Source organism: Bacillus capparidis, assembly GCF_017832095.1.
Taxonomy (GTDB): Bacteria; Bacillota; Bacilli; order Bacillales; family Bacillaceae; genus Bacillus; species Bacillus gobiensis.
This window is the reverse complement of sequence record NZ_JAFDST010000001.1, coordinates 881,037-901,275: the sequence shown is the minus strand read 5'-3', so window position 1 is coordinate 901,275 and position 20,239 is coordinate 881,037. Positions and strand designations below refer to the sequence as shown.

23 protein-coding genes are annotated in these 20,239 nt (G+C 42.1%); 19 read left to right on the top strand and 4 right to left on the bottom strand.

The window, feature by feature from the left end; genetic code table 11:
- Positions 1–140: 140 nt before the first annotated feature.
- From JOC74_RS04470 to JOC74_RS04395, 16 genes are all read left to right on the top strand, one after another.
- Complete coding sequence (locus JOC74_RS04470; protein ID WP_053603154.1) at positions 141–476, top strand: nucleotide pyrophosphohydrolase; 336 nt, start codon at positions 141–143, stop codon at positions 474–476.
- A gap of 11 nt (positions 477–487) precedes the next feature.
- Positions 488–1,291, top strand: a complete 804-nt coding sequence (gene dapB, locus JOC74_RS04465; protein ID WP_053603153.1) for a 4-hydroxy-tetrahydrodipicolinate reductase — start codon at positions 488–490, stop codon at positions 1,289–1,291.
- A 15-nt stretch (positions 1,292–1,306) separates the two neighbouring features.
- Positions 1,307–1,714, top strand: coding sequence for a methylglyoxal synthase (mgsA, locus tag JOC74_RS04460; RefSeq protein WP_053603152.1), 408 nt, complete (start codon positions 1,307–1,309; stop codon positions 1,712–1,714).
- A gap of 28 nt (positions 1,715–1,742) precedes the next feature.
- Positions 1,743–2,876, top strand: a complete 1,134-nt coding sequence (bshA, locus tag JOC74_RS04455) for an N-acetyl-alpha-D-glucosaminyl L-malate synthase BshA (RefSeq protein ID WP_053603151.1) — start codon at positions 1,743–1,745, stop codon at positions 2,874–2,876.
- A gap of 11 nt (positions 2,877–2,887) precedes the next feature.
- Positions 2,888–4,084 (top strand): CCA tRNA nucleotidyltransferase, encoded by a 1,197-nt coding sequence (locus JOC74_RS04450; RefSeq protein WP_053606017.1) that lies wholly within the window; start codon positions 2,888–2,890, stop codon positions 4,082–4,084.
- The gene (locus JOC74_RS04445; RefSeq protein WP_053603150.1) at positions 4,069–5,055 is read left to right on the top strand and encodes a biotin--[acetyl-CoA-carboxylase] ligase; all 987 of its coding nucleotides are present in this window, start codon (positions 4,069–4,071) and stop codon (positions 5,053–5,055) included. The genes JOC74_RS04450 and JOC74_RS04445 overlap by 16 nt, the downstream gene beginning before the upstream one ends.
- Before the next feature lie 245 nt (positions 5,056–5,300).
- Positions 5,301–6,140, top strand: coding sequence for a 3-methyl-2-oxobutanoate hydroxymethyltransferase (gene panB / locus JOC74_RS04440; RefSeq protein WP_053603149.1), 840 nt, complete (start codon positions 5,301–5,303; stop codon positions 6,138–6,140).
- Positions 6,137–6,985 (top strand): pantoate--beta-alanine ligase, encoded by an 849-nt coding sequence (gene panC / locus JOC74_RS04435; protein ID WP_098945207.1) that lies wholly within the window; start codon positions 6,137–6,139, stop codon positions 6,983–6,985. The genes panB and panC overlap by 4 nt, the downstream gene beginning before the upstream one ends.
- Before the next feature lie 14 nt (positions 6,986–6,999).
- On the top strand, positions 7,000–7,383 hold the full coding sequence (gene panD / locus JOC74_RS04430; RefSeq protein WP_053603148.1) for an aspartate 1-decarboxylase: 384 nt from the start codon (positions 7,000–7,002) through the stop codon (positions 7,381–7,383).
- A 109-nt stretch (positions 7,384–7,492) separates the two neighbouring features.
- On the top strand, positions 7,493–10,264 hold the full coding sequence (locus tag JOC74_RS04425) for an ATP-dependent DNA helicase DinG, 3'-5' exoribonuclease type (protein ID WP_053603147.1): 2,772 nt from the start codon (positions 7,493–7,495) through the stop codon (positions 10,262–10,264).
- 141 nt (positions 10,265–10,405) lie between these two features.
- The gene (locus tag JOC74_RS04420; RefSeq protein ID WP_082364332.1) at positions 10,406–10,576 is read left to right on the top strand and encodes a YpmA family protein; all 171 of its coding nucleotides are present in this window, start codon (positions 10,406–10,408) and stop codon (positions 10,574–10,576) included.
- An 8-nt stretch (positions 10,577–10,584) separates the two neighbouring features.
- Positions 10,585–11,070: a cell wall elongation/penicillin-binding protein regulator TseB gene (gene tseB, locus JOC74_RS04415; protein WP_053603146.1), complete on the top strand. Its 486-nt coding sequence runs from the start codon at positions 10,585–10,587 to the stop codon at positions 11,068–11,070.
- 152 nt (positions 11,071–11,222) lie between these two features.
- On the top strand, positions 11,223–12,515 hold the full coding sequence (asnS, locus tag JOC74_RS04410) for an asparagine--tRNA ligase (protein ID WP_053603145.1): 1,293 nt from the start codon (positions 11,223–11,225) through the stop codon (positions 12,513–12,515).
- A gap of 127 nt (positions 12,516–12,642) precedes the next feature.
- Complete coding sequence (locus JOC74_RS04405; RefSeq protein ID WP_053603144.1) at positions 12,643–13,341, top strand: DnaD domain-containing protein; 699 nt, start codon at positions 12,643–12,645, stop codon at positions 13,339–13,341.
- A gap of 17 nt (positions 13,342–13,358) precedes the next feature.
- Positions 13,359–14,021 (top strand): endonuclease III, encoded by a 663-nt coding sequence (nth, locus tag JOC74_RS04400; RefSeq protein WP_053603143.1) that lies wholly within the window; start codon positions 13,359–13,361, stop codon positions 14,019–14,021.
- Entirely contained in the window at positions 14,018–14,494 is a 477-nt protein-coding gene (locus JOC74_RS04395; protein ID WP_053603142.1) for a YpoC family protein, read from the top strand. The genes nth and JOC74_RS04395 overlap by 4 nt, the downstream gene beginning before the upstream one ends.
- Before the next feature lie 42 nt (positions 14,495–14,536).
- Here the strand turns inward: JOC74_RS04395 and JOC74_RS04390 are convergent, their stop codons facing one another.
- Both JOC74_RS04390 and recU read right to left on the bottom strand, forming a co-directional pair.
- Positions 14,537–17,257: a PBP1A family penicillin-binding protein gene (locus tag JOC74_RS04390; RefSeq protein WP_082363826.1), complete on the bottom strand. Its 2,721-nt coding sequence runs from the start codon at positions 17,255–17,257 to the stop codon at positions 14,537–14,539.
- A gap of 60 nt (positions 17,258–17,317) precedes the next feature.
- On the bottom strand, positions 17,318–17,917 hold the full coding sequence (gene recU, locus JOC74_RS04385; protein ID WP_053603140.1) for a Holliday junction resolvase RecU: 600 nt from the start codon (positions 17,915–17,917) through the stop codon (positions 17,318–17,320).
- Positions 17,918–17,960: 43 nt separating this feature from the next.
- Between recU and JOC74_RS04380 the strand changes: the two genes are divergently transcribed.
- Positions 17,961–18,917: a DUF2515 domain-containing protein gene (locus tag JOC74_RS04380; RefSeq protein ID WP_053603139.1), complete on the top strand. Its 957-nt coding sequence runs from the start codon at positions 17,961–17,963 to the stop codon at positions 18,915–18,917.
- A 43-nt stretch (positions 18,918–18,960) separates the two neighbouring features.
- On the opposite strand, the gene JOC74_RS04375 is transcribed toward JOC74_RS04380, so the two are convergent.
- Positions 18,961–19,050: a spore protein gene (locus tag JOC74_RS04375; RefSeq protein WP_225970339.1), complete on the bottom strand. Its 90-nt coding sequence runs from the start codon at positions 19,048–19,050 to the stop codon at positions 18,961–18,963.
- 183 nt (positions 19,051–19,233) lie between these two features.
- On the opposite strand from JOC74_RS04375, the gene JOC74_RS04370 reads away from it, so the two are divergent.
- Positions 19,234–19,482 (top strand): YppD family protein, encoded by a 249-nt coding sequence (locus JOC74_RS04370; RefSeq protein WP_053603138.1) that lies wholly within the window; start codon positions 19,234–19,236, stop codon positions 19,480–19,482.
- Between the two features lie 50 nt (positions 19,483–19,532).
- Positions 19,533–19,901: a YppE family protein gene (locus JOC74_RS04365; RefSeq protein WP_053603137.1), complete on the top strand. Its 369-nt coding sequence runs from the start codon at positions 19,533–19,535 to the stop codon at positions 19,899–19,901.
- 18 nt (positions 19,902–19,919) lie between these two features.
- Here JOC74_RS04365 and yppF read toward each other — a convergent pair whose 3' ends face one another.
- Positions 19,920–20,108: a YppF family protein gene (yppF, locus tag JOC74_RS04360; protein WP_053603136.1), complete on the bottom strand. Its 189-nt coding sequence runs from the start codon at positions 20,106–20,108 to the stop codon at positions 19,920–19,922.
- Positions 20,109–20,239: the final 131 nt, after the last annotated feature.

Here is a 20,239-nt window from a genome sequence, read left to right as displayed (position 1 = left end):
AGAAACCTCCAATCTATCTAGAAGATAATGTTACATATTATAGTTGATTGGCGGCGAAGTGGCAACGAGCCCGATAAGAAAATCATTTGTCAAATTGTACGGACTTAGCTAACATGAGAATGATGACAGGAGGTAGAGAGATGACCGAAAGCAAAACGATGAAAAGCATGCAGGAGGAAGTAGATGCATACATCGGGCAATTTAAAGAAGGTTATTTCAGTCCGCTGGCGATGATGGCGAGAATTACAGAAGAAACAGGAGAGCTTGCCCGCGAAATTAATCATCGCTACGGGGAAAAGCCGAAGAAAAAAAGTGAAACTGAAAAAGAAATTGAAGAAGAAATTGGTGATGTCTTATTTGTTATTATCTGCTTGGCGAACTCACTTGGCATTTCCTTAGAGGAGGCTCATGGCAAGGTCATGGAAAAATTTCAAACGAGAGATAAAAACAGATGGACGAAAAAGGAAGACAGCTAGGAGGAAACAAAATGGATACACAAACAATTAAAATTGTAATAGCCGGCCCAAGAGGCAGAATGGGGGAAGAAGCTGTAAAGCTTGTAGAGCGCACCCCGCACTTTCAGCTAGTCGGAGCGATTGACCATACATATAATCAAATGGAACTTTCAAAGGTGCTTTCAGGAGCTCCTGACGTTACGATTTATACAGATATAACAGAATGCTTTACTGAAACAGCTCCAGATGTACTTATTGACTTAACCACACCTGAGATCGGCAAAAAACATACGATTCAAGCTTTAGAGCATGGGGTTCGCCCTGTTGTGGGAACGACTGGTTTTTCCGATGAAGATTTAACCTATATCGGCAGGTTGACAGAGGAAAAAGGAATCGGAGCGATTATTGCGCCGAACTTCGCGCTGGGTGCCATTTTAATGATGAAGTTTTCACAAATGGCCGCTCACTATTTTAAAGATATCGAAATTATGGAGCTGCATCATGACCAAAAATTAGACGCTCCAAGCGGAACTGCTCTAAAAACAGCAGAAATGATCCACCAGGTGAGAGAACCGAAACCACAGGGACATCCGGATGAAAAAGAAACAGCAGAAGGAGCAAGAGGCGCAAACAGCGAGGGAGTTCGCATACACAGTGTACGACTTCCGGGATTAATCGCCCACCAAGAGGTATTATTTGGAGGTGAGGGCCAAACGTTGAAAATCAGGCACGATTCGTATAACCGCGCATCTTTTATGTCTGGCGTTAAATTGGCTGTTGAAGAAGTTATGAAAGTTGACCAGCTCATTTACGGGTTGGAACATATTATCGGATAACCGGGGGGAATAGAAATGAAAATCGCCTTAATCGCGCACGATCGCAAAAAACAGGATATGATACAGTTTACAACCGCCTATAAAGAAATTTTAAAGGATCATGACTTATTTGCAACGGGTACGACCGGAAAAAAAATTGAGGAAGCGACTGCTCTTCCTATCTACCGTTTTCAATCGGGGCCGCTTGGCGGAGATCAGCAAATCGGAGCATTGATTGCTGACAATAAAATGGATTTGGTGCTTTTCTTTCGTGATCCGTTAACTGCCCAGCCGCATGAACCGGACGTATCAGCGCTTATCCGCCTCTGTGACGTATACGCTGTACCGCTGGCGACTAATATGGGAACGGCAGAAATTTTAATCCGGTCATTAAACACTGATGCGTTCCAATTTCGGAACCTCGTAAAGGACAAAGAAGATTAACGGTTCATTTTTATAGCGGGGGCATGACATGAAAAAATTAAAAATCGGCATCACCTGTTATCCGACGGTTGGCGGATCAGGTGTTGTAGCAACCGAATTAGGAAAGCTGCTTGCTGAACGGGGGCATGAAATTCATTTTATTACATCTAGTGTACCTTTTCGGTTAAATAAAGCACACAGGAATATATATTTTCACGAGGTAGAAGTCAATCAATATGCAGTTTTTAAGCATGCCCCTTATGATCTGGCATTAGCAAGCAAGATGGCGGAAGTGGCAAAACGGGAGAAGCTTGACGTTCTGCATGCACATTATGCCATTCCTCATGCGATAAGCGCGTTTTTAGCAAAAGAGATGACCGGAGGCAAGCTGAAAATAGTAACGACCTTGCATGGAACAGACATAACCGTTTTGGGTTATGATTCATCGTTAAAGGAATTAATAAAGTTTGCGATTGAAGCTTCGGACCATGTGACGGCAGTGTCCGGCTCTCTGGTTGAACAAACATTTAAATTAATCCAACCTGTAAAAGAAATCGAAACCGTTTATAATTTTATTGATGAGCGGGAATACAACAAAGTTGATGCGAGCTACTTATTGGCTCAATACGGCATAGATCCCGATGAAAAAGTGATCATTCATGTTTCAAACTTTAGAAAAGTAAAACGGGTCGAGGATGTTATCCATGTGTTTCATCAGGTTGCAAGCAAAATAAAATCCAAGCTGCTGCTCGTCGGCGACGGACCGGAAATGTCTGCAGCCTGCCAGCTGGCTCATACGCTTGATATTGTCGATCGCGTGCTCTTTTTAGGGAAAAGAGAAAATTTGCAAGAATTATATTCAATCAGCGACCTTATGCTGCTTCTCTCTGAAAAAGAAAGCTTCGGATTGGTTTTACTTGAAGCAATGGCATGTGGTGTCCCGTGTATCGGGTCTAATGCAGGCGGCATTCCTGAAGTGATAAGGGATGGTGAATCAGGGTTCATTGTCGATGTTGGCGACCACAACTCAGCTGCACAAAAGGCGCTGCAGTTATTAACCAATGAAGAGCTTGCAGCTCAATTTATCCGGAGGTCATATCTAGCGTTGGAGAATGAATTTTCCTCCAAAAAGATCGTTGAGCAGTATGAACAAATTTATAATCGATTAATCGAACCGGAGTGAAGCTTATGGTTTTGGACGAAAAATTTCTCAACGCGGTCCCTCTACTTGAAAAACTGCATACTGAAGGGTTTCAAGCCTATTTTGTCGGCGGTTCGGTGAGGGATTTCCTCATGAACCGTCCGATTGGCGATATCGATATAGCAACGGATGCAAAGCCTGAAGAGATCGAAAGGCATTTCAAAAAAACGATTCATGTCGGAAAAGAGCACGGAACCATCATCGTCCTTCACAAAGGTGAGCCATATGAAGTTACCACCTTCCGAACAGAGGAAGGTTACTCTGATTTTAGAAGACCGGATAAAGTCTCCTTCATTCGTTCCCTAAAGGAAGACTTACAACGAAGGGATTTAACGATTAACAGCATGGCTATGACGAAGGATGGATCAATAATCGATTACTTCGGGGGCAGGAACGACATTCAGAAAAAAAGGATCCATACGGTAGGAAATCCATCTGAACGTTTCCATGAAGACGCTCTGCGCATGATGAGAGCATTGCGGTTTGTCAGCCAGTTAGGTTTTCACTTGTCTGAGGAAACTTGTGCTGCGATTAAGCGGGAAAAAGAATTGCTTTCTCATATCTCGATTGAGAGAAAGGCCATTGAAATGGAAAAAATGCTTTTTGGACCGTGGTGCGGACAAGCACTTTTATTGATGTTTTCTACCGGGCTGTCGACTATGCTGCCCGGCTTTCGAGCATGCAGCTCTCATCAAGCTGAAGCCATTTCCCGCTTTCCTTTTCATCATTTAAAATCAAAAGAAGAGTTATGGGCTGCGATCCTTTGTTTACTTGAAATTTCACCCGAATCATCCCAGGCATATTTAAGGCAGTGGAAGCTCTCTGCTAAGCTTTTCAACGATGCAGCTGCGATTCAAAAAAGCCAGCGTGCATCTTGGGATCGATTTAGCCTATATAAAACAGGGATGCATACTGCTCTTTCAGCTGAACGTATCAGAATGCTTCTTTCAGACAAGCAAATCGATCAGGAGCGGCTTCTTCAGCTTGAAGAGATTTATGAACATCTGCCTATCAAAAGTGTAAAGGAATTAGATATTGATGGAAATGAACTGATGCAGTTCCGGAAAAAAAAACCCGGCAAATGGATTGCCGAGGAGTTAGAAAAAATCGAAAAAGCCGTTATTACAGACGGTTTGGAAAATGGCAGAGAAGCCATAAAGGAGTGGCTTAAAACGTGCAATCAGGCATAAGAAATTCGTTATTGGCGCTTTTTTCAAAAGCGGGCAATGATTATGTATCAGGGCAAAAGATCAGTGAGGAATTAGGATGTTCCAGAACGGCCGTCTGGAAGCATGTTGAGAGCTTACGAAGCGAAGGGTATGAATTGGAAGCTGTAAGAAGATTAGGATATAGAATCGTCGCGAAACCGGATAAAATCAGTGAAAATGAAATCAGACTCGGGCTTGATACGAATATTCTCGGCCGTGAGATTCATTATAGAGATGTATTGCCTTCTACTAATATTAAAGCCCTTCAGCTGGCAGCAGAAGGAGCGGTGGAGGGGACACTGGTTGTCACTGATGAACAGACGTCAGGAAGAGGGCGGATGAACAGGACGTGGCATTCACCATCTGGAAAAGGGGTATGGATGAGCTTAATCCTGACACCTGATATTCCGGTTGCCAAGACTCCCCAGTTAACACTCCTTACAGCAGTAGCGGTTGCACAAGCTCTGGAAGAAGTAAGCAGCTTACAAATGCAAATTAAATGGCCGAACGATATTTTGTGTAACGGTAAAAAAATTGTCGGGATTTTAACAGAGCTGCAGGCGGAAGCTGATCGCGTAAGTTCCGTCATTGTTGGTATAGGCATAAATGTAAATCAAAGCCAAAGTGATTTTCCGACTGAAATCCAATCGATCGCATCCTCTCTGTCAATCGAGCAAAAAACCATGTTTGACAGGGCAAGAATCATCCAGACGATTCTAAAAAAATTCGAAGAACGATATCTGGAGTTTTTATCGGACGGTTTCAAATCGATTAAACCAATATGGGAAAGCTATGCCGCCATCCAGGGAAAAGAAATTACTGCCAGAACGCTGCAAGGATTGATTTCCGGCAAATCTTTAGGCATAGACGATGAGGGTGTCCTTTTGCTTGTAACAAAAGAAGGAGACATTAAGAAAATTTATTCGGCAGATATCGACCTCCGTACTTCTTAGTTGGAACTTCACTTTCTTTTTGATATACTTTCGGTTGGGCGGTATCCGATTATGGAGCTGCACCTTGTATTGACGAAATGTAAAAAAGCAGTCTGCCTTGATCCGAAAAAAGATGGACAGGGACAGAGGGATGAAACTCGTAGCCTTGATATAAAAGCCATTCCTTCTGTTTTATTTTTAATAAAATAGAAGGATTTTTGTTTTGATATGATTTCATCTCCTCTGATGCACAGGAGGAGGAACAAATGAAAAGCAAACTCGATTTTTTAAACATGAAGCGTGAATCTGAACCGATAGTGATGGTGACAGCCTATGACTATCCCTCAGCAAAGCAAGCTGAACAATCAGGTGTGGATATGATTTTGGTAGGAGATTCACTCGGCATGGTTGTTCTTGGACTGGAATCTACAGTGGCAGTAACCGTCGATGACATGATTCATCATACGAAAGCGGTAAAACGAGGAGCGAAACAGACATTTACCGTTACAGATATGCCTTTCATGTCATATCATTGTTCAAAGGAAGATACGATGAAAAACGCAGCTGCGATTATGCAGCGCGGAGGGGCAGATGCATTAAAGCTTGAAGGCGGCGGAAATGTTTTGGGAACCATTCAGCAATTGACTGACGGTGGAATTCCTGTTGTCGGCCATTTAGGTTTAACCCCTCAATCTGTCGGCGTTTTGGGCGGTTACAGAGTTCAAGGAAAAGATGAAAAAAGTGCAAAACAATTGCTAGAAGACAGTATCAACTGTGAAAAAGCTGGTGTGATCGCTCTTGTTTTAGAGTGTGTCCCGTATTTGCTGGCAAAAGAAATTGCGAATTCTCTTAGCATCCCTGTGATCGGAATAGGAGCTGGCAGTGGTGTAGACGGTCAGGTTCTCGTCTATCATGACCTGTTAGGGTACGGCGTTTCTAAGACAGCAAAATTTGTGAAGCAATATGAACAAATTGACCATTCAATTGAATCCGCACTTCGAAGCTACGTAAGTGATGTAAGGAACCGTTCATTTCCTGATTCGTCTCATTCTTACAAAATGGAGAAAGAAATCATCGAAAGGTTACATGGGGGAATTAAATCGTGATTCAAGTAATTAAAACCGCAGCAAAAATGAAAGAAGCATCAACTCATCTTAAAAAATCACAAAAGTCTGTTGGATATGTTCCGACGATGGGGTACCTGCATGAGGGGCATCTCTCTCTTGTTGAAAAGGCAAAACGAGAGAATGATATTGTCGTCATGAGCATTTTTGTCAATCCGCTCCAATTTGGTCCGGGTGAAGATTTCGATTCATATCCAAGGGATGTAAATAGAGATATACAGCTGGCTGAAGAAGCAGGTGTGGAGCTTTTGTTTCTTCCATCTGCAGCTGAAATGTACAGGGAAAATCATGCAGTGTCGGTTTCAGTCAATGGCCGCACGGATGTGCTTTGCGGAAGGACGAGGCCGGGCCATTTCGATGGGGTCGCAACAGTATTGACAAAATTGTTTTCCATCATTGCACCTGACAAAGCGTATTTTGGAATGAAGGATGCCCAGCAGGTTGCCGTAGTAGATGCTTTGATTCATGATTTCTTCATGGATGTGGAGCTGGTGGCCTCGAAAACGATTCGGGAAAAAGACGGCCTTGCTAAAAGCTCCCGGAACATCAACTTATCCCCAATAGAAAGAGATCAAGCACCTTATATTTACCAATCGCTGCAAGCGGGGGCAGCCATGATTGAACAAGGTGAGAGAGATCCAAAAGCAGTCATTTCTGCGGTCCTCGCGCACTTAGAAGCAGCAGGGGGAAATGTTGAATATGTGGAATGCTATTCTTATCCCGAATTGAAGAAGCAAGATGTTCTGTCTGGAAAAATCATCATCGCAGCGGCTGTAAAATACAGCAAAGCAAGATTAATTGATAATATTGTTTTGACCATTTCCTAAGGGAGGAAGCATACATGATTCGTACTGTAATGAACGCAAAGCTACATCGGGCAAGAGTGACCGAGGCTAATCTGGATTATGTCGGAAGCATTACTATCGACGAAGATCTCTTGGACTCTGTTGGAATGATTGCGAATGAAAAAGTTCAAATTGTAAATAACAATAATGGGGCAAGGCTGGAAACCTATATAATTCCGGGGGACCGCGGCAGCGGAATCATCTGTCTGAATGGTGCAGCAGCACGGCTCGTGCAAAAAAATGACATTGTCATTATCATTTCGTATGCGCAAATTTTTGAAGAGAAGCTGAAAGACCATCAGCCAAAGATCGCAATATTAGACGAAAATAATCAAATTGAGCAGCTTATTGCTAACGAGCCTGCACGGACTGTGTTGTAACCCCCTTCGACAAGGGGGTTTTCCTTCTTTTTTCTTAGATGAAGCAAGACTTGTCCAAGAAACCATGGTACACTTTTTTGGTACATAATAAATTTGAGGTGTCCGTTTGATGAACAACAAACGCTTTGTGGTACTGGACGTGGAAACGACCGGAAACTCCCCCAAAAAAGGAGATAAAATTATACAAATTGGTGCGGTGGTCATCGATGATTGGAAGATTTCAAAGCGAATCTCCTATTTTGTGAATCCCGGAAAAAAGATCCCGCCTTTTATAGAAAAACTTACTGGTATTAAAGATGAGACAGTCAAACACGAACGAAGTTTTTTGGAAATTGCGGATGAAGTGTATGACCTCCTCACTCAATCTTATTTTGTCGCTCATAACATTCATTTTGATACCAACTTTGTTAATAGTGAACTTAAAAACGCAGGGTATGACAAGCTCGATTGTATGGTGATCGATACAGTAGAGTTGGCAAGAATCCTGTTTCCTTCTTTTGGAGGCTATAAGCTGACCGAATTGAGCGAAGCGCTGCAAATCCATCATGAAAGCCCCCACCGGGCAGACAGTGATGCCGAGGTGACAAGTCGAATTTTTCTGGAAATGGTGAAGAAGCTAAAAAGCCTTCCCATTCCAACGTTAACAGAATTAAAACGCTTATCCTCACATTTAATTAGTGATTTGGAGCCCTTGCTCGATGACATTCTGCGGAAAAAAGATCCTGCGAAAGAAATAGATTATAAAATGGTGAAATCGATTGCCGTAAAAAAAGCTGAATCCGATGCTTTAAAGCGTGAACCTTCAGCAGCAGACCTCAAAACATTAAATGACATTTGTTTTGATTCTTTTTCCGCGGCAAATTTAGAGCGTAGAGAAGGTCAGCAGGAGATGATGAAAGAAGTTTACACCTCCTTTAATAATAACGAGCATTCTCTTATTGAAGCAGCTCCAGGTACCGGAAAAACACTTGGATATTTGCTGCCTGCCGTATTGTTTTCACGGGAGAAAGGGGTTCCGATCACGCTCAGTACATATACTACTCTTCTCCAGCAGCAGTTAGTGGAACACGACATTCCGAAGCTGAACGAATTGCTCGAAACGCCTGTCCGCACAGCTGTCTTGAAAGGCCGTTCACACTACTTGAACATTTACAAGCTGAACTATATCATGGAAGAAAAGGATTCAAATTATGATACAGTATTAACGATCGCACAGTTGCTTGTCTGGCTGCTGGAAACGTCAACAGGAGACGTTGAAGAGATCAATCTGCCTTCCGGCGGGAAACGGATTTGGGACAGGCTGAACTGTGAGGGCTTTTTATTTCAGACGAAAACAAACGATTGTTTTTATGAAAGTGCAAAAAAGAAAGCTCAAGCGGCCGATTTGGTTATTACGAATCATTCATTTTTGCTGGCGAATGAGAAGAACAAATCGGGAGCCGTTCCCGCCACCGGCTATGTAATCATAGATGAAGCCCATCACTTTGAAAAAGCGGCTTTGGATCACACCGGTACGAGAATCTCGTATCTTGATTTTCATGTAAAACGGATTCAAATGGGCTCGTTTAAAAATGGGGGCCTTTTGAAGAAGCTTCAGCAGCGTTTCGCTCGTTTTGGAATATCGGCAGAGCTTAAGTTTCAAATCGACGAATATCTTGAATTCATTCAGGAAGAATGCGATGTTTTTTTTAGTATGCTGCATTCATTTGTAAAAAAAAGAAAACCTATGGACGATGTCAATCGTCTAACCCTTAGATTAGAAACAAAACAGCGGAATGATATTGCAGGACAGGCTATGACAGAAGGAGCAAGAAGGCTTTGCTCAATGCTTTCTGAGCTTAACAGCCGATTTGAAGGACTTTTACGTCAAACAGAAGCAGTAAAAGGACAGCTGGATTTGAAAGGGTTATTTGTTTATCATGAATTTCGATCTTGCGTTGCCTATTTTTCTTGGCTGGAGCAAACGCTGCTGCAGATGTTTTTTACCGAAGACGCAAAACGGATAACCTGGATTGAAATCGACGCTAAAGGCGCGAAAAATGCCGTCAGCCTCTATGATCAGCCTCTTGAAATTGCTGAGAGAATTGCAGATCAGTTTTTTACGATGAAAAAAAGTGTGGTCCTGACTTCTGCGACACTTACTGTGGATCGGTCTTTTTCTTTCATGATCAAAAAATTAGGGCTAACTGATTTTTATCCACGGACGCTGCAAATCGAATCGCCATATTTATATAAAAAACACATGCGAATTCTCATTCCTGAGCACATGCCGCTTATTCATGAAACGGATCAGCAGCAATATGCCAAAATGACAGCTGAATACGTTTCGATTTTGGCCAAGCAAAATCGAGCGAAAATATTGGTGTTGTTCACCTCATATGAAATGGTGAGGGATGTTTACAATAAGTTAAAGCAATATGACACCTTAGATGGTGAGCTGCTAGGGCAAGGGATTACAGCCGGAAGTCCGGCAAAAGTGAAAAAGGCTTTTGCAGCTAGTGAAAAGGCAGTCTTGCTGGGGACAAGGCAGTACTGGGAAGGCGTTGATTTTCCAGGGAATGAGCTAACGACTGTGGTCATAGCCAGATTGCCTTTTTCTTCTCCGGGACAGCCTTTAGCAAAAGCGAGGTTTGATTACATTAAAAACAGGGGCGGCAATCCGTTTGAAGAGCTTTCGCTTCCAGAAGCGGTTGTTCTGTTCAAGCAGGGAATCGGCCGTTTGATTCGTTCAAGCAAAGATTCAGGAACGGTCGTCATTCTTGACCGGAGGATTTTAACATCCACTTACAGCCGGACGTTTATGAACGCACTTCCGCATTCTGCTGTCGAACAAATGACAAAAGATGAGCTTGAACGATATATAGATGAACTGAACGATTAAAAGCCGCATAAAGCGGCCGGTGGTGTGGATAGGAGATAATGGTTTATATAAACGGCTTTTACCGTCGTATATCTATCTTGCCCAATCCATAACACTCGTATGAATGTTAAATTTTTGCATGATTAAGGAGGAAAAATGCAAGTGAATTCAAAAATTGAAGTTCTATCTACTGTCACCATTCAGCACAGTGATGATTTGTATAAAATAGTTGACTTGTTAAACCGAACGTTAAAAAGAGAGGACTTAATGTTCGGACTGGCCTTAGACGATAATGACAAAGACCGGGCCATCTTTACAATCTATAGAACGTAGTGGTGATTATGGAAAAAAAATATTTATTTATTGTCCTGCCTCTTATTTTGCTTCTGGCTTTTGGAATTTTCGCAGGTACGGTGATTTACCAACCAGCAATGGCTCAAAAAGCTGAAGGGCATGATCAAGCAATCAATAAAGCAGAAGAAGCGGCTCATCTAACTAAGATTGACCAGGCACAGACGTTTGTCGGGAAAGAAAAACATTTTATTATTGAAGGTAAAAATGATAAAAATGAATCAGTGTATGTGTGGGTTCCAGATAATAAAAACCAAAAAATTATTTATAAAGCGATAAACGAAGGAATCACAGAAAAGCAGGCAGCAGATGTGCTTCGTGATGGGGGAGAAGCCAGAGACGTGATAGGTATACAGCTGGCGAGAGAAGGAGATGTTCTGCTTTGGGAAATTGCATATATGAATCAAGACAATCAATACACGTTAAGTTATGTAGATTTTTCAAACGGAAAAATTCATAAAACAATTACTCCTTGATATGCCCTAGCTGAATTGACCCTTATCGATCTGAAAAGGTATAATATAGTGAATCTTCAGGTTGGAGGGAGTTACGATGGGAAACTGCCATAATCCTTCCTGCCCACCCATGCATGATAAGAAATTGTGATTTTGCTTTGGAGGGAAATTGGTTGAAAACAACAATTAATCAAGTATATAAACATGTCGGCGAAGAGGTAACAATCGGTGCTTGGGTTGCCAACAAGAGGTCGAGCGGAAAGATTGCCTTTCTGCAGCTTAGAGATGGAACGGGATTCATCCAAGGAGTTGTCGTAAAGGCTGAAGTCGAAGAAAAGATTTTTCAAATAGCCAAATCGGCAACACAGGAAACTTCTCTTTATGTTCAAGGAGTTGTGAAGGAAGATGAAAGATCACCTCTCGGCTTTGAGCTCGCCGTGACAGGAATCGAAGTGATCAGTGAATCCATCGACTTTCCGATTACACCTAAGGAGCACGGAACAGAATTCCTGATGGACCACAGGCATCTTTGGCTTAGGAGCAGACGCCAGCACGCGGTCATGAAAATCCGCAATGAAATCATTCGTGCTACATATGAATTTTTTAATGAAAACGGCTTTGTGAAAGTAGACCCGCCAATTCTTACTGGAAGTGCGCCTGAAGGAACAACAGAGCTTTTTGCGACAAAGTATTTTGACGAGGACGCTTACCTTTCACAAAGCGGGCAGCTTTATATGGAAGCCGCCGCTATGGCATTAGGGAAAGTATTTTCCTTTGGCCCTACATTCCGGGCAGAAAAATCAAAAACAAGAAGGCACCTTATTGAATTTTGGATGATTGAACCGGAAATGGCATTTGTAGAATTCAAAGAAAATCTTGAGGTTCAAGAAAATTATGTGTCATTTGTTGTTCAAAGCGTGCTTGAGCGTTGCGAGATCGAATTAAAGACATTAGGCAGAGATACAAGCAAGCTTGAAAAAATTAAAGTTCCTTTCCCGCGAATTACGTATGATGAAGCTATTGAGTTTCTAAAAGAAAAAGGCTTCACTGATATTGAATGGGGGGAAGATTTCGGTTCCCCGCATGAAACAGCTATCGCCGAAAGCTATAACATGCCAGTCTTTATTACACACTATCCGACAAAGATTAAGCCGTTTTACATGCAGCCAAGCGCAGATCGCGAGGATGTCGTATTATGCGCAGACTTAATTGCGCCTGAAGGCTACGGAGAAATCATCGGCGGTTCGGAACGGATCCATGACATGGAATTGCTGGAGTCGCGATTGAAGGAGCACGGACTGGAATCAGATGCCTACAAATGGTACGCTGAACTCAGAAAATACGGTTCTGTCCCTCATTCAGGTTTCGGACTCGGTTTAGAACGGACGGTCGCCTGGCTGAGCGGGGTAGAGCACGTCAGGGAAACGATTCCGTTCCCTAGATTGCTCAACCGCTTATACCCTTAGGATTTAGAATTTTATTGCCTGTGAATGCTTGAAAAAAGTCTCCTTGTCTTAAAGGAGACTTTTTATCACTTAATACGATAAAGAAATGTATGAAGATGCTATACTTTATACAAAGAGGTGTACCACAATGAACAAAGCGCAATTTATTGAGATGCAGGAATTAGGATCAACCCAAATCCCTAACTTGCTGCTCATTCACTATCACAAATTAGGATTGAATGAGAAAGAATTTATTTTACTTTTAAAAATAAAAATGTACGTAGAAAAAGGCTTTTACTTTCCAACACCTGAAGAGCTCGCGAAGGAAATGACCATTTCCACAGACCAATGCACGTCGATGCTTCGTTCATTTATTCAAAAAGGCTGCCTCGATATTGAAGAGTGTGAAGAGCCAAATGGAATTAAATTTGAAAAGTATTCTTTGGAGCCTCTTTGGGGAAAATTATTTGATCTTGTGCAAATGGAAGAAAAACAACGATCAGCGGAGAAAGAGGAAGGTAGTCAAAAGAGCTTGTATTCCATTTTTGAAGAAGAGTTTGCGAGGCCTTTATCACCGTTAGAGGGTGAAACTTTGTCGATCTGGCTCGATCAGGACCATCATGGCCAAGAGATAATTAAACTCGCTCTGAGAGAAGCTGTATTATCAGGAAAGCTGAGCTTTCGCTACATCGATAGAATACTGTTTGAATGGAAAAAAAATAATATCCAATCTGTTGAACAGGTGAAAGCGCACAGCCAAAAATTCAGGCAGTCCAGAAAGCCGCATGTTAAAGAGGAATCCGAATATGTAAGGCAAGTTCCTTTTTACAATTGGCTTGAGAAATAAGAAAACAAGGTGACATTATGCTATCTAAAAAAGAAATTGAGTTTTGTTTACAAACCATTGGTGAGATGTTTCCTCATGCAGAATGCGAGCTGAAGCACACCAACCCATTTGAACTTGTTGTCGCAGTCGCTCTGTCTGCGCAATGTACTGATGCCCTCGTCAATAGAGTCACTGAGGGGCTGTTTCAAAAATACCGGACGCCGGAAGATTATGCAAACACGAGTACAGAAGAGCTTGAACAGGATATACGTTCTATTGGATTATACAGAAATAAAGCAAAAAATATAAAAAAATTGAGCGAAATGATCATCAATGAGTATGGCGGGGTAGTTCCCTCCGACAGGGACGAGCTCGTACGCCTTCCGGGAGTCGGCAGAAAAACGGCTAACGTAGTTGCATCTGTTGCCTTTGGAGTTCCGGCGATCGCAGTTGACACGCATGTCGAGCGAGTCAGCAAGCGTCTCGGCTTTTGCAGATGGAAGGATAGTGTTCTTGAAGTTGAAAAAACATTAATGAAAAAAATTCCGGTCGAGGATTGGTCTGTCAGCCATCACCGACTGATTTTCTTCGGACGCTATCATTGCAAGGCGCAAGCGCCAAAGTGTGGAGAATGTCCATTGCTTTCTTTATGCAGAGAAGGGCAAAAAAGGTTAAAAAAAGGGCTTGTGAAAGCGATATGAATGATTTAAAACAGTATGAACAAACTTTGCGGCAAATAGTCCTGAGCGATTCCGCCGATATCAAGATGCTGCTATTTGAAAATCCGCTTTATTATGAGAATCAAACAGATATAAAACCGTGGGAGCACCCATGTGAGTACGTGCCGTATTTATTTGATGTATGGAAAATGATCAAAGAAAAACTGCTTCCTGATTTTGATACGAGAAAATCAAGAGGGGATAAAGGGCTCATGCTCAAAGGGATGGTATGCTTAATAACTAGTTTTTACTGGATCCGGGGCACCCATTCAGAAACGTTTGATTGGGATGAGGTTTCTAATAAAGACTTTGCTGTTTCACCGATCAATTGGAAAGAAAGAGCGGAATATATTTTGCAAAAACCGAATCAATTCCCTGCGTTTGTCCAATTGGACGAGCTGTTTATCGAAATGGAAAAACAATTTTATAAATGGAAAGCCATGACGAATCGATAATTCTTGTCAAAAAAACCACTCATCACGAGTGGTTTTTTTATGCTAATCACTAGTATTAGAATTTTGATCACCTGGCAAAATGGTTTGATTTCCGTCCGCAGGCTGTTCTTCAGAAGGAGGAGTATTGCCACCTTGATTTCCGTCCGCAGGCTGCTCTTCAGGAGGAGGAGTATTGCCACCTTGATTTCCGTCTGCAGGCTGCTCTTCAGGAGGAGTATTGCCACCTTGATTTCCATCAGCTGGATTCCCATCATTTTGGCCTCCGTTATTGCCGTTGTTGCCATTTTGATTTGGATCGGGCTGTTGCCCACCAGGGTTATCCGGCTGCTCAGCTGGCGGATTGATCTCGCCATTTCCATCAGGTTTTTCTTCCGGCGGTTTTTCTCCAGGGATCTCAATCATCGTTGAAGCCGTGTCGCTTCGATTGTCACCCGAAATTGCTGTAACCTGGAAGCGATAGACAGATCCTGGCTGGACATTTGGAATTACGATACTTTTTTCACCGTTTTTTTGAATTTCTGCATAGCCGCCATCGTTAATAGACTGCTGTACCTCAAAGGTGGCGTCATCCTTTTCATGTGTCCAATTTAACGTCACACTCTTACTTGCTTCATCATATGAGACATTTAAGTTTTCTGGTTTGTTCGTTTTCTCATATTTTGTTGAAACCTGAGAAGGAGCTGATCCTTTTACAAAGTACTCAGTAATCCTCTGGCTCTCAGGAGTATATTCACTGGCCTTGACTGGCGGATTTGATCCTTTTTCAATATCGACGGCGACGACGCTGTCAGGCTTTTCAAATGAGCCGCTACCATCATCTACGTGAGTCATCAGCTGTTTAAATGCTTTTTTAGCAAGCTGCTGCTCAGAAGTGGTTAAATGAACTTTATTTTGGTCATTTTTCCCCATACCAGTCCAAATCGCCGCTGTATATTGCGGGCTATACCCGACAAACCATGAATCACGTGCTCCGCTTTTACTGATATTGTACTTTTGTCTTTCCTCTATCGAAAAGTTCGTTGTCCCTGTTTTCCCGGCAATATTGACGCCTGGGACTTGCGCTGCCCGCCCTGTACCTGTTTGCACGGCGGTTTGCAGCATATCAGAAATCATAAAGGCTGTGTAATCGCTCATTGCAGCCTCTGGTTCTGGCGTAAGGTCCATTTTCGTTCCATCATTAAATTCGACGGATGTTACGGCATGAGGCTCATTGTAATAGCCGTTGTTCCCAAAGGCACTATAGGCGCCCGCCATTTGCAGGGATGAGACTCCCGGATCCTTTTCGCCAAATCCACCGATACTGTATGACTCATATACATCTCCATTAAAATTAATTCCAAGCTTACCTGCAAACTCTTTCGCTTTATCCTTACCAACTTCTTGGAAGGCTTTTAAAGCAGGAATATTTCTTGACTGCGCAAGAGCTTCCCGCGCCGTCATCCAGCCTTTGTAACTATTGTCAAAGTTATTAATCGGAGTTCCATCATCATAAGAGTAAGGTTCGTCGTTAATTTGTTCATATGTTGACCATTTTTTGTTTTCAATAACAGGACCGTAATCAAGGATTGGTTTAATGCTCGAACCCGGCTGGCGTCTGGCGTCAGTCGCATAGTTGTATCCGCCGGCAGGGACGTTTCGTCCGGCTCCGATCGCACGGATTTCTCCGGTTTTCGTATCAAGCAAGGTGATACCTGCCTGCATACCCTCTGTGAAACTAAGAGAATCGCCATTTAGCATATCCTCCATATACGATTGTGCATCAGGATCCAAAGTAGTGTGGATTTTTAACCCGTCGGTCCCGACATCAACACCGGCTTTTGATTTCACTTCTTCGACAACTTGTTCAACAAAGGCGCTGTATTTATTTTCTTCCGTCTTTTTAGCGTAGGTTTCCTCGGAAACGAGTCCTTCTGTGACCGCAACACTTTTAGCTTTATCATATTCAGCCTTTGAAATAAAACCGTGCTGCTCCATTAATCCTAAGACAACATTTCTGCGTTGTTCGGCACGCTCAGGATTTTTAATCGGATTGTAATTATTCGGGCTTTGCGGCATGCCGGCAAGGACTGCTGCCTGTTCAACCGTCAAATCTTTTAAATCGGTTACTCCGAAAAACTCTTCCGCTGCTTTTCCAACTCCATATGCTCTCGGTGAAAAATAGATGCGGTTTAAATACATCTCGAGAATTTCATCTTTCGAATATTGCCTTTCAAGCTGTAAAGAAAGCCAAACTTCCTGCACTTTTCTTTTAAGCGTTTTTTCATGTGAAAGCAGTGAGTTTTTTACGACCTGCTGGGTAATGGTACTACCGCCTTCTGCACCAAAACCGCCGGTGACATTGGCTACTAGCGCGCCTCCGATTCGAATTGGATCGATCCCGTGATGGTCGTAAAATCTAGCATCTTCAGTCGCAAGAAACGCATTTTTTACTTGATCGGGAATATCATTTATCGAAACATAAGTCCGTTTTTCCGAGCCTATTTCGGCAATCTCTTTCCCGTTTTTATCATAAATTGTTGATGAATATGGTGTCTTCATTTTCTCCTCATCAAGAGAAGGGGAGTCGGAGACGAGAACAGCAAACGTAACCCCGCCTGCAACTGTCCCGATCACAAAAAGAATTAAAAGTGATAAAAGAACCTTTTTAAACAGACCATTTTTCGATTTCTTTTTTTTGTTGTTCTTTTGGTGTGACGGATTCGACCTGCTGTTTCCTTGCATGGCCTTTCTCCGTTCTTCACGGCTACTATATTGATCAGACATAACATCTCTACCTTTCATTAGCTAAGCGCATATTTTCCATACGCATTTTCCCCGAAAGTGTTAAGAAAAATATAAGGAATCAATAGCTTTAATATAATCAATTCGGGGTGAATAGCCAAGCTTGATAAGACAAGCCGATTGATCAAGCTCATCCTTGCGTATTGATTTTCTTCCATTATTTTCACAGCGTTCCCAAAAATAAAATAATTGTTCGGCTTTTAAAAGATAAACTTCGTTAAATGCGGAAATAATAACAAAGCAAATACCTCCATGGTCAACCACCTGTCTCATATGCTCGATTTGATGAGCATGAAAGTTTTTTAACGGAAAAGAGGTTTTGTTTTGGGTTTCTTTTGCTTCGAAATCAATGTATTTGCCTCGATAAATTCCGTTGTAATCCGTGGTGGAGGATTGCTTGAAATAGGCTTCCTTGATAACCGCAGCGCTTCGTCTCGGATAATCCACCTGAACAATTTGGACGGGAGTCGGCTTTTTATGAATAACCGCGATTTGCTTTTCTAAATAATATTGATTCGTTTCGTTTAAATCGTCTTCGAGGGTCATTCCGCGATTACTGAATGATTTTTCATTTTTTGTTTTCGCCGTGGCCGGTTTGGTTTGGCTCGGCACGTATTGTTTGCCGTTTGGATAGCGGATCATCCCAGACCTCCTAAAACAATCATTTATAACGGAAGTGGTGTACATGTTGTTAACTGCAAACTGCAGACACAAGGTTATACAGCAAATTAAGCAGCAAACGAGACGCCTTAATAAAGATAACATATCCCGAACGAATGCGTACAAAACATTTTATGATACCAATCCTGAGATCAAATGGGCCTTGCTGGCAAGCGCCGTATCTCGAAATGCCGGCTGGTCGATGACGGATCTGAAAGGCCGGTTGTTTCAAAAAGGCCTTACTTCTGATCAACAGACGTGGTTATTTACCACATACGAAAGATCAAACTGGCTGATCTTTTCCGATGCTTTTCCCCAGCTTTTGCTTTACAGCTATTCGAAACGCTGTGGTACCCCGCTTTTTTCTATGCTTGGTGCATTTGGTGTCTCAGCGTTTATGGAAACAGAGTGGCAGCTTTTTTGGCATGAAAAGGATAAAAAACGTCTCATGCATGCACTTATTATAAATGAACAAAATACGATTCAAAAACCAATTATACAAAATCATTGGCTAAAAAAGAATGTATTTGCAGCTTTTCCGTTTCTTATGAGTGATTATTTTCATTTTAACACAGTTATTTTCCCAACGATCGACGGCCGGCTGCTCGGTCTTTCTATAAATAATTTTACGAAGGCGGAAAAAAGGATTGCACTGGGTAAAAAGCTGGGAAAGCTGCTTTTTCATCCTGTCTATCATACATCATGCTACCAGTTTCTTGACTGTGTGCCGCATACTGGGTCAAGATATGACATGGAAAAAATGATGGGAAGAAAAATAAGATCGTCTCCTTTCCTCAGAACATGCTACCCCGTGGTCATCCATTCATTAGACGAAGAAAAGGACGATTGGTTTCGCAAAAATTCACAGGTGCGCCATTCCTTTAAAGAGGTGAATTTACCAGACCAAGTAGATTTGACAGAGTGGTATCAGCAAAAAAGAAGACAGCTTGCGGCATTGTTCGCAATAAAAGAATGGCTGTAGTAAGCAGGCAGCGAAAAAAAAGAAGCAAGGATTTCCCTGCTTCTTACGTTGAAGGACGGTTTGGGCCATTCAGCTTTTTGTCCCCTAGAGGACGCTTGTTTTCTTCTTTCTTCGGCTCTTTTTTTGTTTTCATGTCAACACCTCCCATACGGTTATTTTTGCCCAAATAAGCAGAATCATACGGCAGGCCTTGCGCGGAAGAGTTTTGCTGAATGATAAGTTCATTTGCCGATTTAGTACTAGTTTTGTCAAGCAGGAAGGAGAGTTACACCGGACAAAGAAATTAGAAGGCAACAAGAAAAAAGGAGGAGAGTGAATGAACGGATTTGTAAGTAAAGACAATGTCCTTCACATCCTGATGGAAATAGAAGAATCTGTAACTGAGATTGAGAAGAACATCGGCAGCCGCATGCTGATGAACAGAATAGAAAAAGAAGTAAAAATTGAAGCCGTCCTTGAACAAATAGATAAAGAATTGGATGAACTGGTTCTATGTATTGGTCAATCTGAAAAAATTGGCAGCGTGGTTCCTATTCCAAGTGAATTGTCAGTAAAATGTTTGTGAATTGTTGATTTCTTGCTTCTTTGATAGGATGTTCATTGAGGTGACGTGAAGTGAAAGAATCAGAAGTTCTAGAAGTTAACGATGAGATGCTCTGCCTGCTGAAGGAATCTGTCAGCCGCTATAATGAGCGGAAAGGCAAAGACATTCCCGTCGATTTTTATAAAGAAGTTCAGCCGGCAGTTCAAGAAAGTACGCAAATCATAGATACCTGGACCGAAAATGCCACACGGTATATCAGCGAAAAGCGTCCCAGATATCTCCATGTCAGCCAAATAGAAGCTGTAAAAGAAAATTTGAACGAAGTCGTGCTGCAATCTTTTTTTTGCAAAATTCACCTGAAGCGATTTAAAGACTTATCCGAATCGGTGCAGTACACGTTGAAAACATTAAAAGATTACGTAAAAGAAGGCAGCCGTTAATCCGCTGCCTTTCTTATGTTATTTAGTTTGATAAATAGGCGATTCGGCGCCTTCGGATTCCAGGTTTTTTAAATACACCCGGAACTCATGGAGCGTAAGATGGCCTTGCAAATATAAATGCCTAGAGAAATCCATAAGCTTGTTCAGATTATCAGTTTCGTACTTTTTTGTTTCAGCAAAAGAATGCCTGAGCTCTGCTAAGTTCATGTCTTTTCTCCCCCTTCATCCATCTTCCTTATATCTTACCAATAATACCAGTGCTTTTCTATAGTACATGCGTGCTTTGTTTTTTTAGAACATAGGCACCGAAACGTAAATTCGATCATAAACTAATCTAG

Excerpts from the sequence above, each read along its gene's own strand:
- JOC74_RS04470 (WP_053603154.1), top strand. The coding sequence starts at position 141 with ATGACCGAAAGCAAAACGATGAAAAGCATGCAGGAGGAAGTAGATGCA.
- dapB (WP_053603153.1), top strand. The coding sequence starts at position 488 with ATGGATACACAAACAATTAAAATTGTAATAGCCGGCCCAAGAGGCAGA.
- mgsA (WP_053603152.1), top strand. The coding sequence starts at position 1,307 with ATGAAAATCGCCTTAATCGCGCACGATCGCAAAAAACAGGATATGATA.
- bshA (WP_053603151.1), top strand. The coding sequence starts at position 1,743 with ATGAAAAAATTAAAAATCGGCATCACCTGTTATCCGACGGTTGGCGGA.
- panB (WP_053603149.1), top strand. The coding sequence starts at position 5,301 with ATGAAAAGCAAACTCGATTTTTTAAACATGAAGCGTGAATCTGAACCG.
- panD (WP_053603148.1), top strand. The coding sequence starts at position 7,000 with ATGATTCGTACTGTAATGAACGCAAAGCTACATCGGGCAAGAGTGACC.
- JOC74_RS04425 (WP_053603147.1), top strand. The coding sequence starts at position 7,493 with ATGAACAACAAACGCTTTGTGGTACTGGACGTGGAAACGACCGGAAAC.
- tseB (WP_053603146.1), top strand. The coding sequence starts at position 10,585 with ATGGAAAAAAAATATTTATTTATTGTCCTGCCTCTTATTTTGCTTCTG.
- JOC74_RS04405 (WP_053603144.1), top strand. The coding sequence starts at position 12,643 with ATGAACAAAGCGCAATTTATTGAGATGCAGGAATTAGGATCAACCCAA.
- nth (WP_053603143.1), top strand. The coding sequence starts at position 13,359 with ATGCTATCTAAAAAAGAAATTGAGTTTTGTTTACAAACCATTGGTGAG.
- JOC74_RS04395 (WP_053603142.1), top strand. The coding sequence starts at position 14,018 with ATGAATGATTTAAAACAGTATGAACAAACTTTGCGGCAAATAGTCCTG.
- JOC74_RS04390 (WP_082363826.1), bottom strand. The coding sequence starts at position 17,257 with ATGTCTGATCAATATAGTAGCCGTGAAGAACGGAGAAAGGCCATGCAA.
- recU (WP_053603140.1), bottom strand. The coding sequence starts at position 17,917 with ATGATCCGCTATCCAAACGGCAAACAATACGTGCCGAGCCAAACCAAA.
- JOC74_RS04380 (WP_053603139.1), top strand. The coding sequence starts at position 17,961 with ATGTTGTTAACTGCAAACTGCAGACACAAGGTTATACAGCAAATTAAG.
- JOC74_RS04375 (WP_225970339.1), bottom strand. The coding sequence starts at position 19,050 with ATGAAAACAAAAAAAGAGCCGAAGAAAGAAGAAAACAAGCGTCCTCTA.
- JOC74_RS04370 (WP_053603138.1), top strand. The coding sequence starts at position 19,234 with ATGAACGGATTTGTAAGTAAAGACAATGTCCTTCACATCCTGATGGAA.
- yppF (WP_053603136.1), bottom strand. The coding sequence starts at position 20,108 with ATGAACTTAGCAGAGCTCAGGCATTCTTTTGCTGAAACAAAAAAGTAC.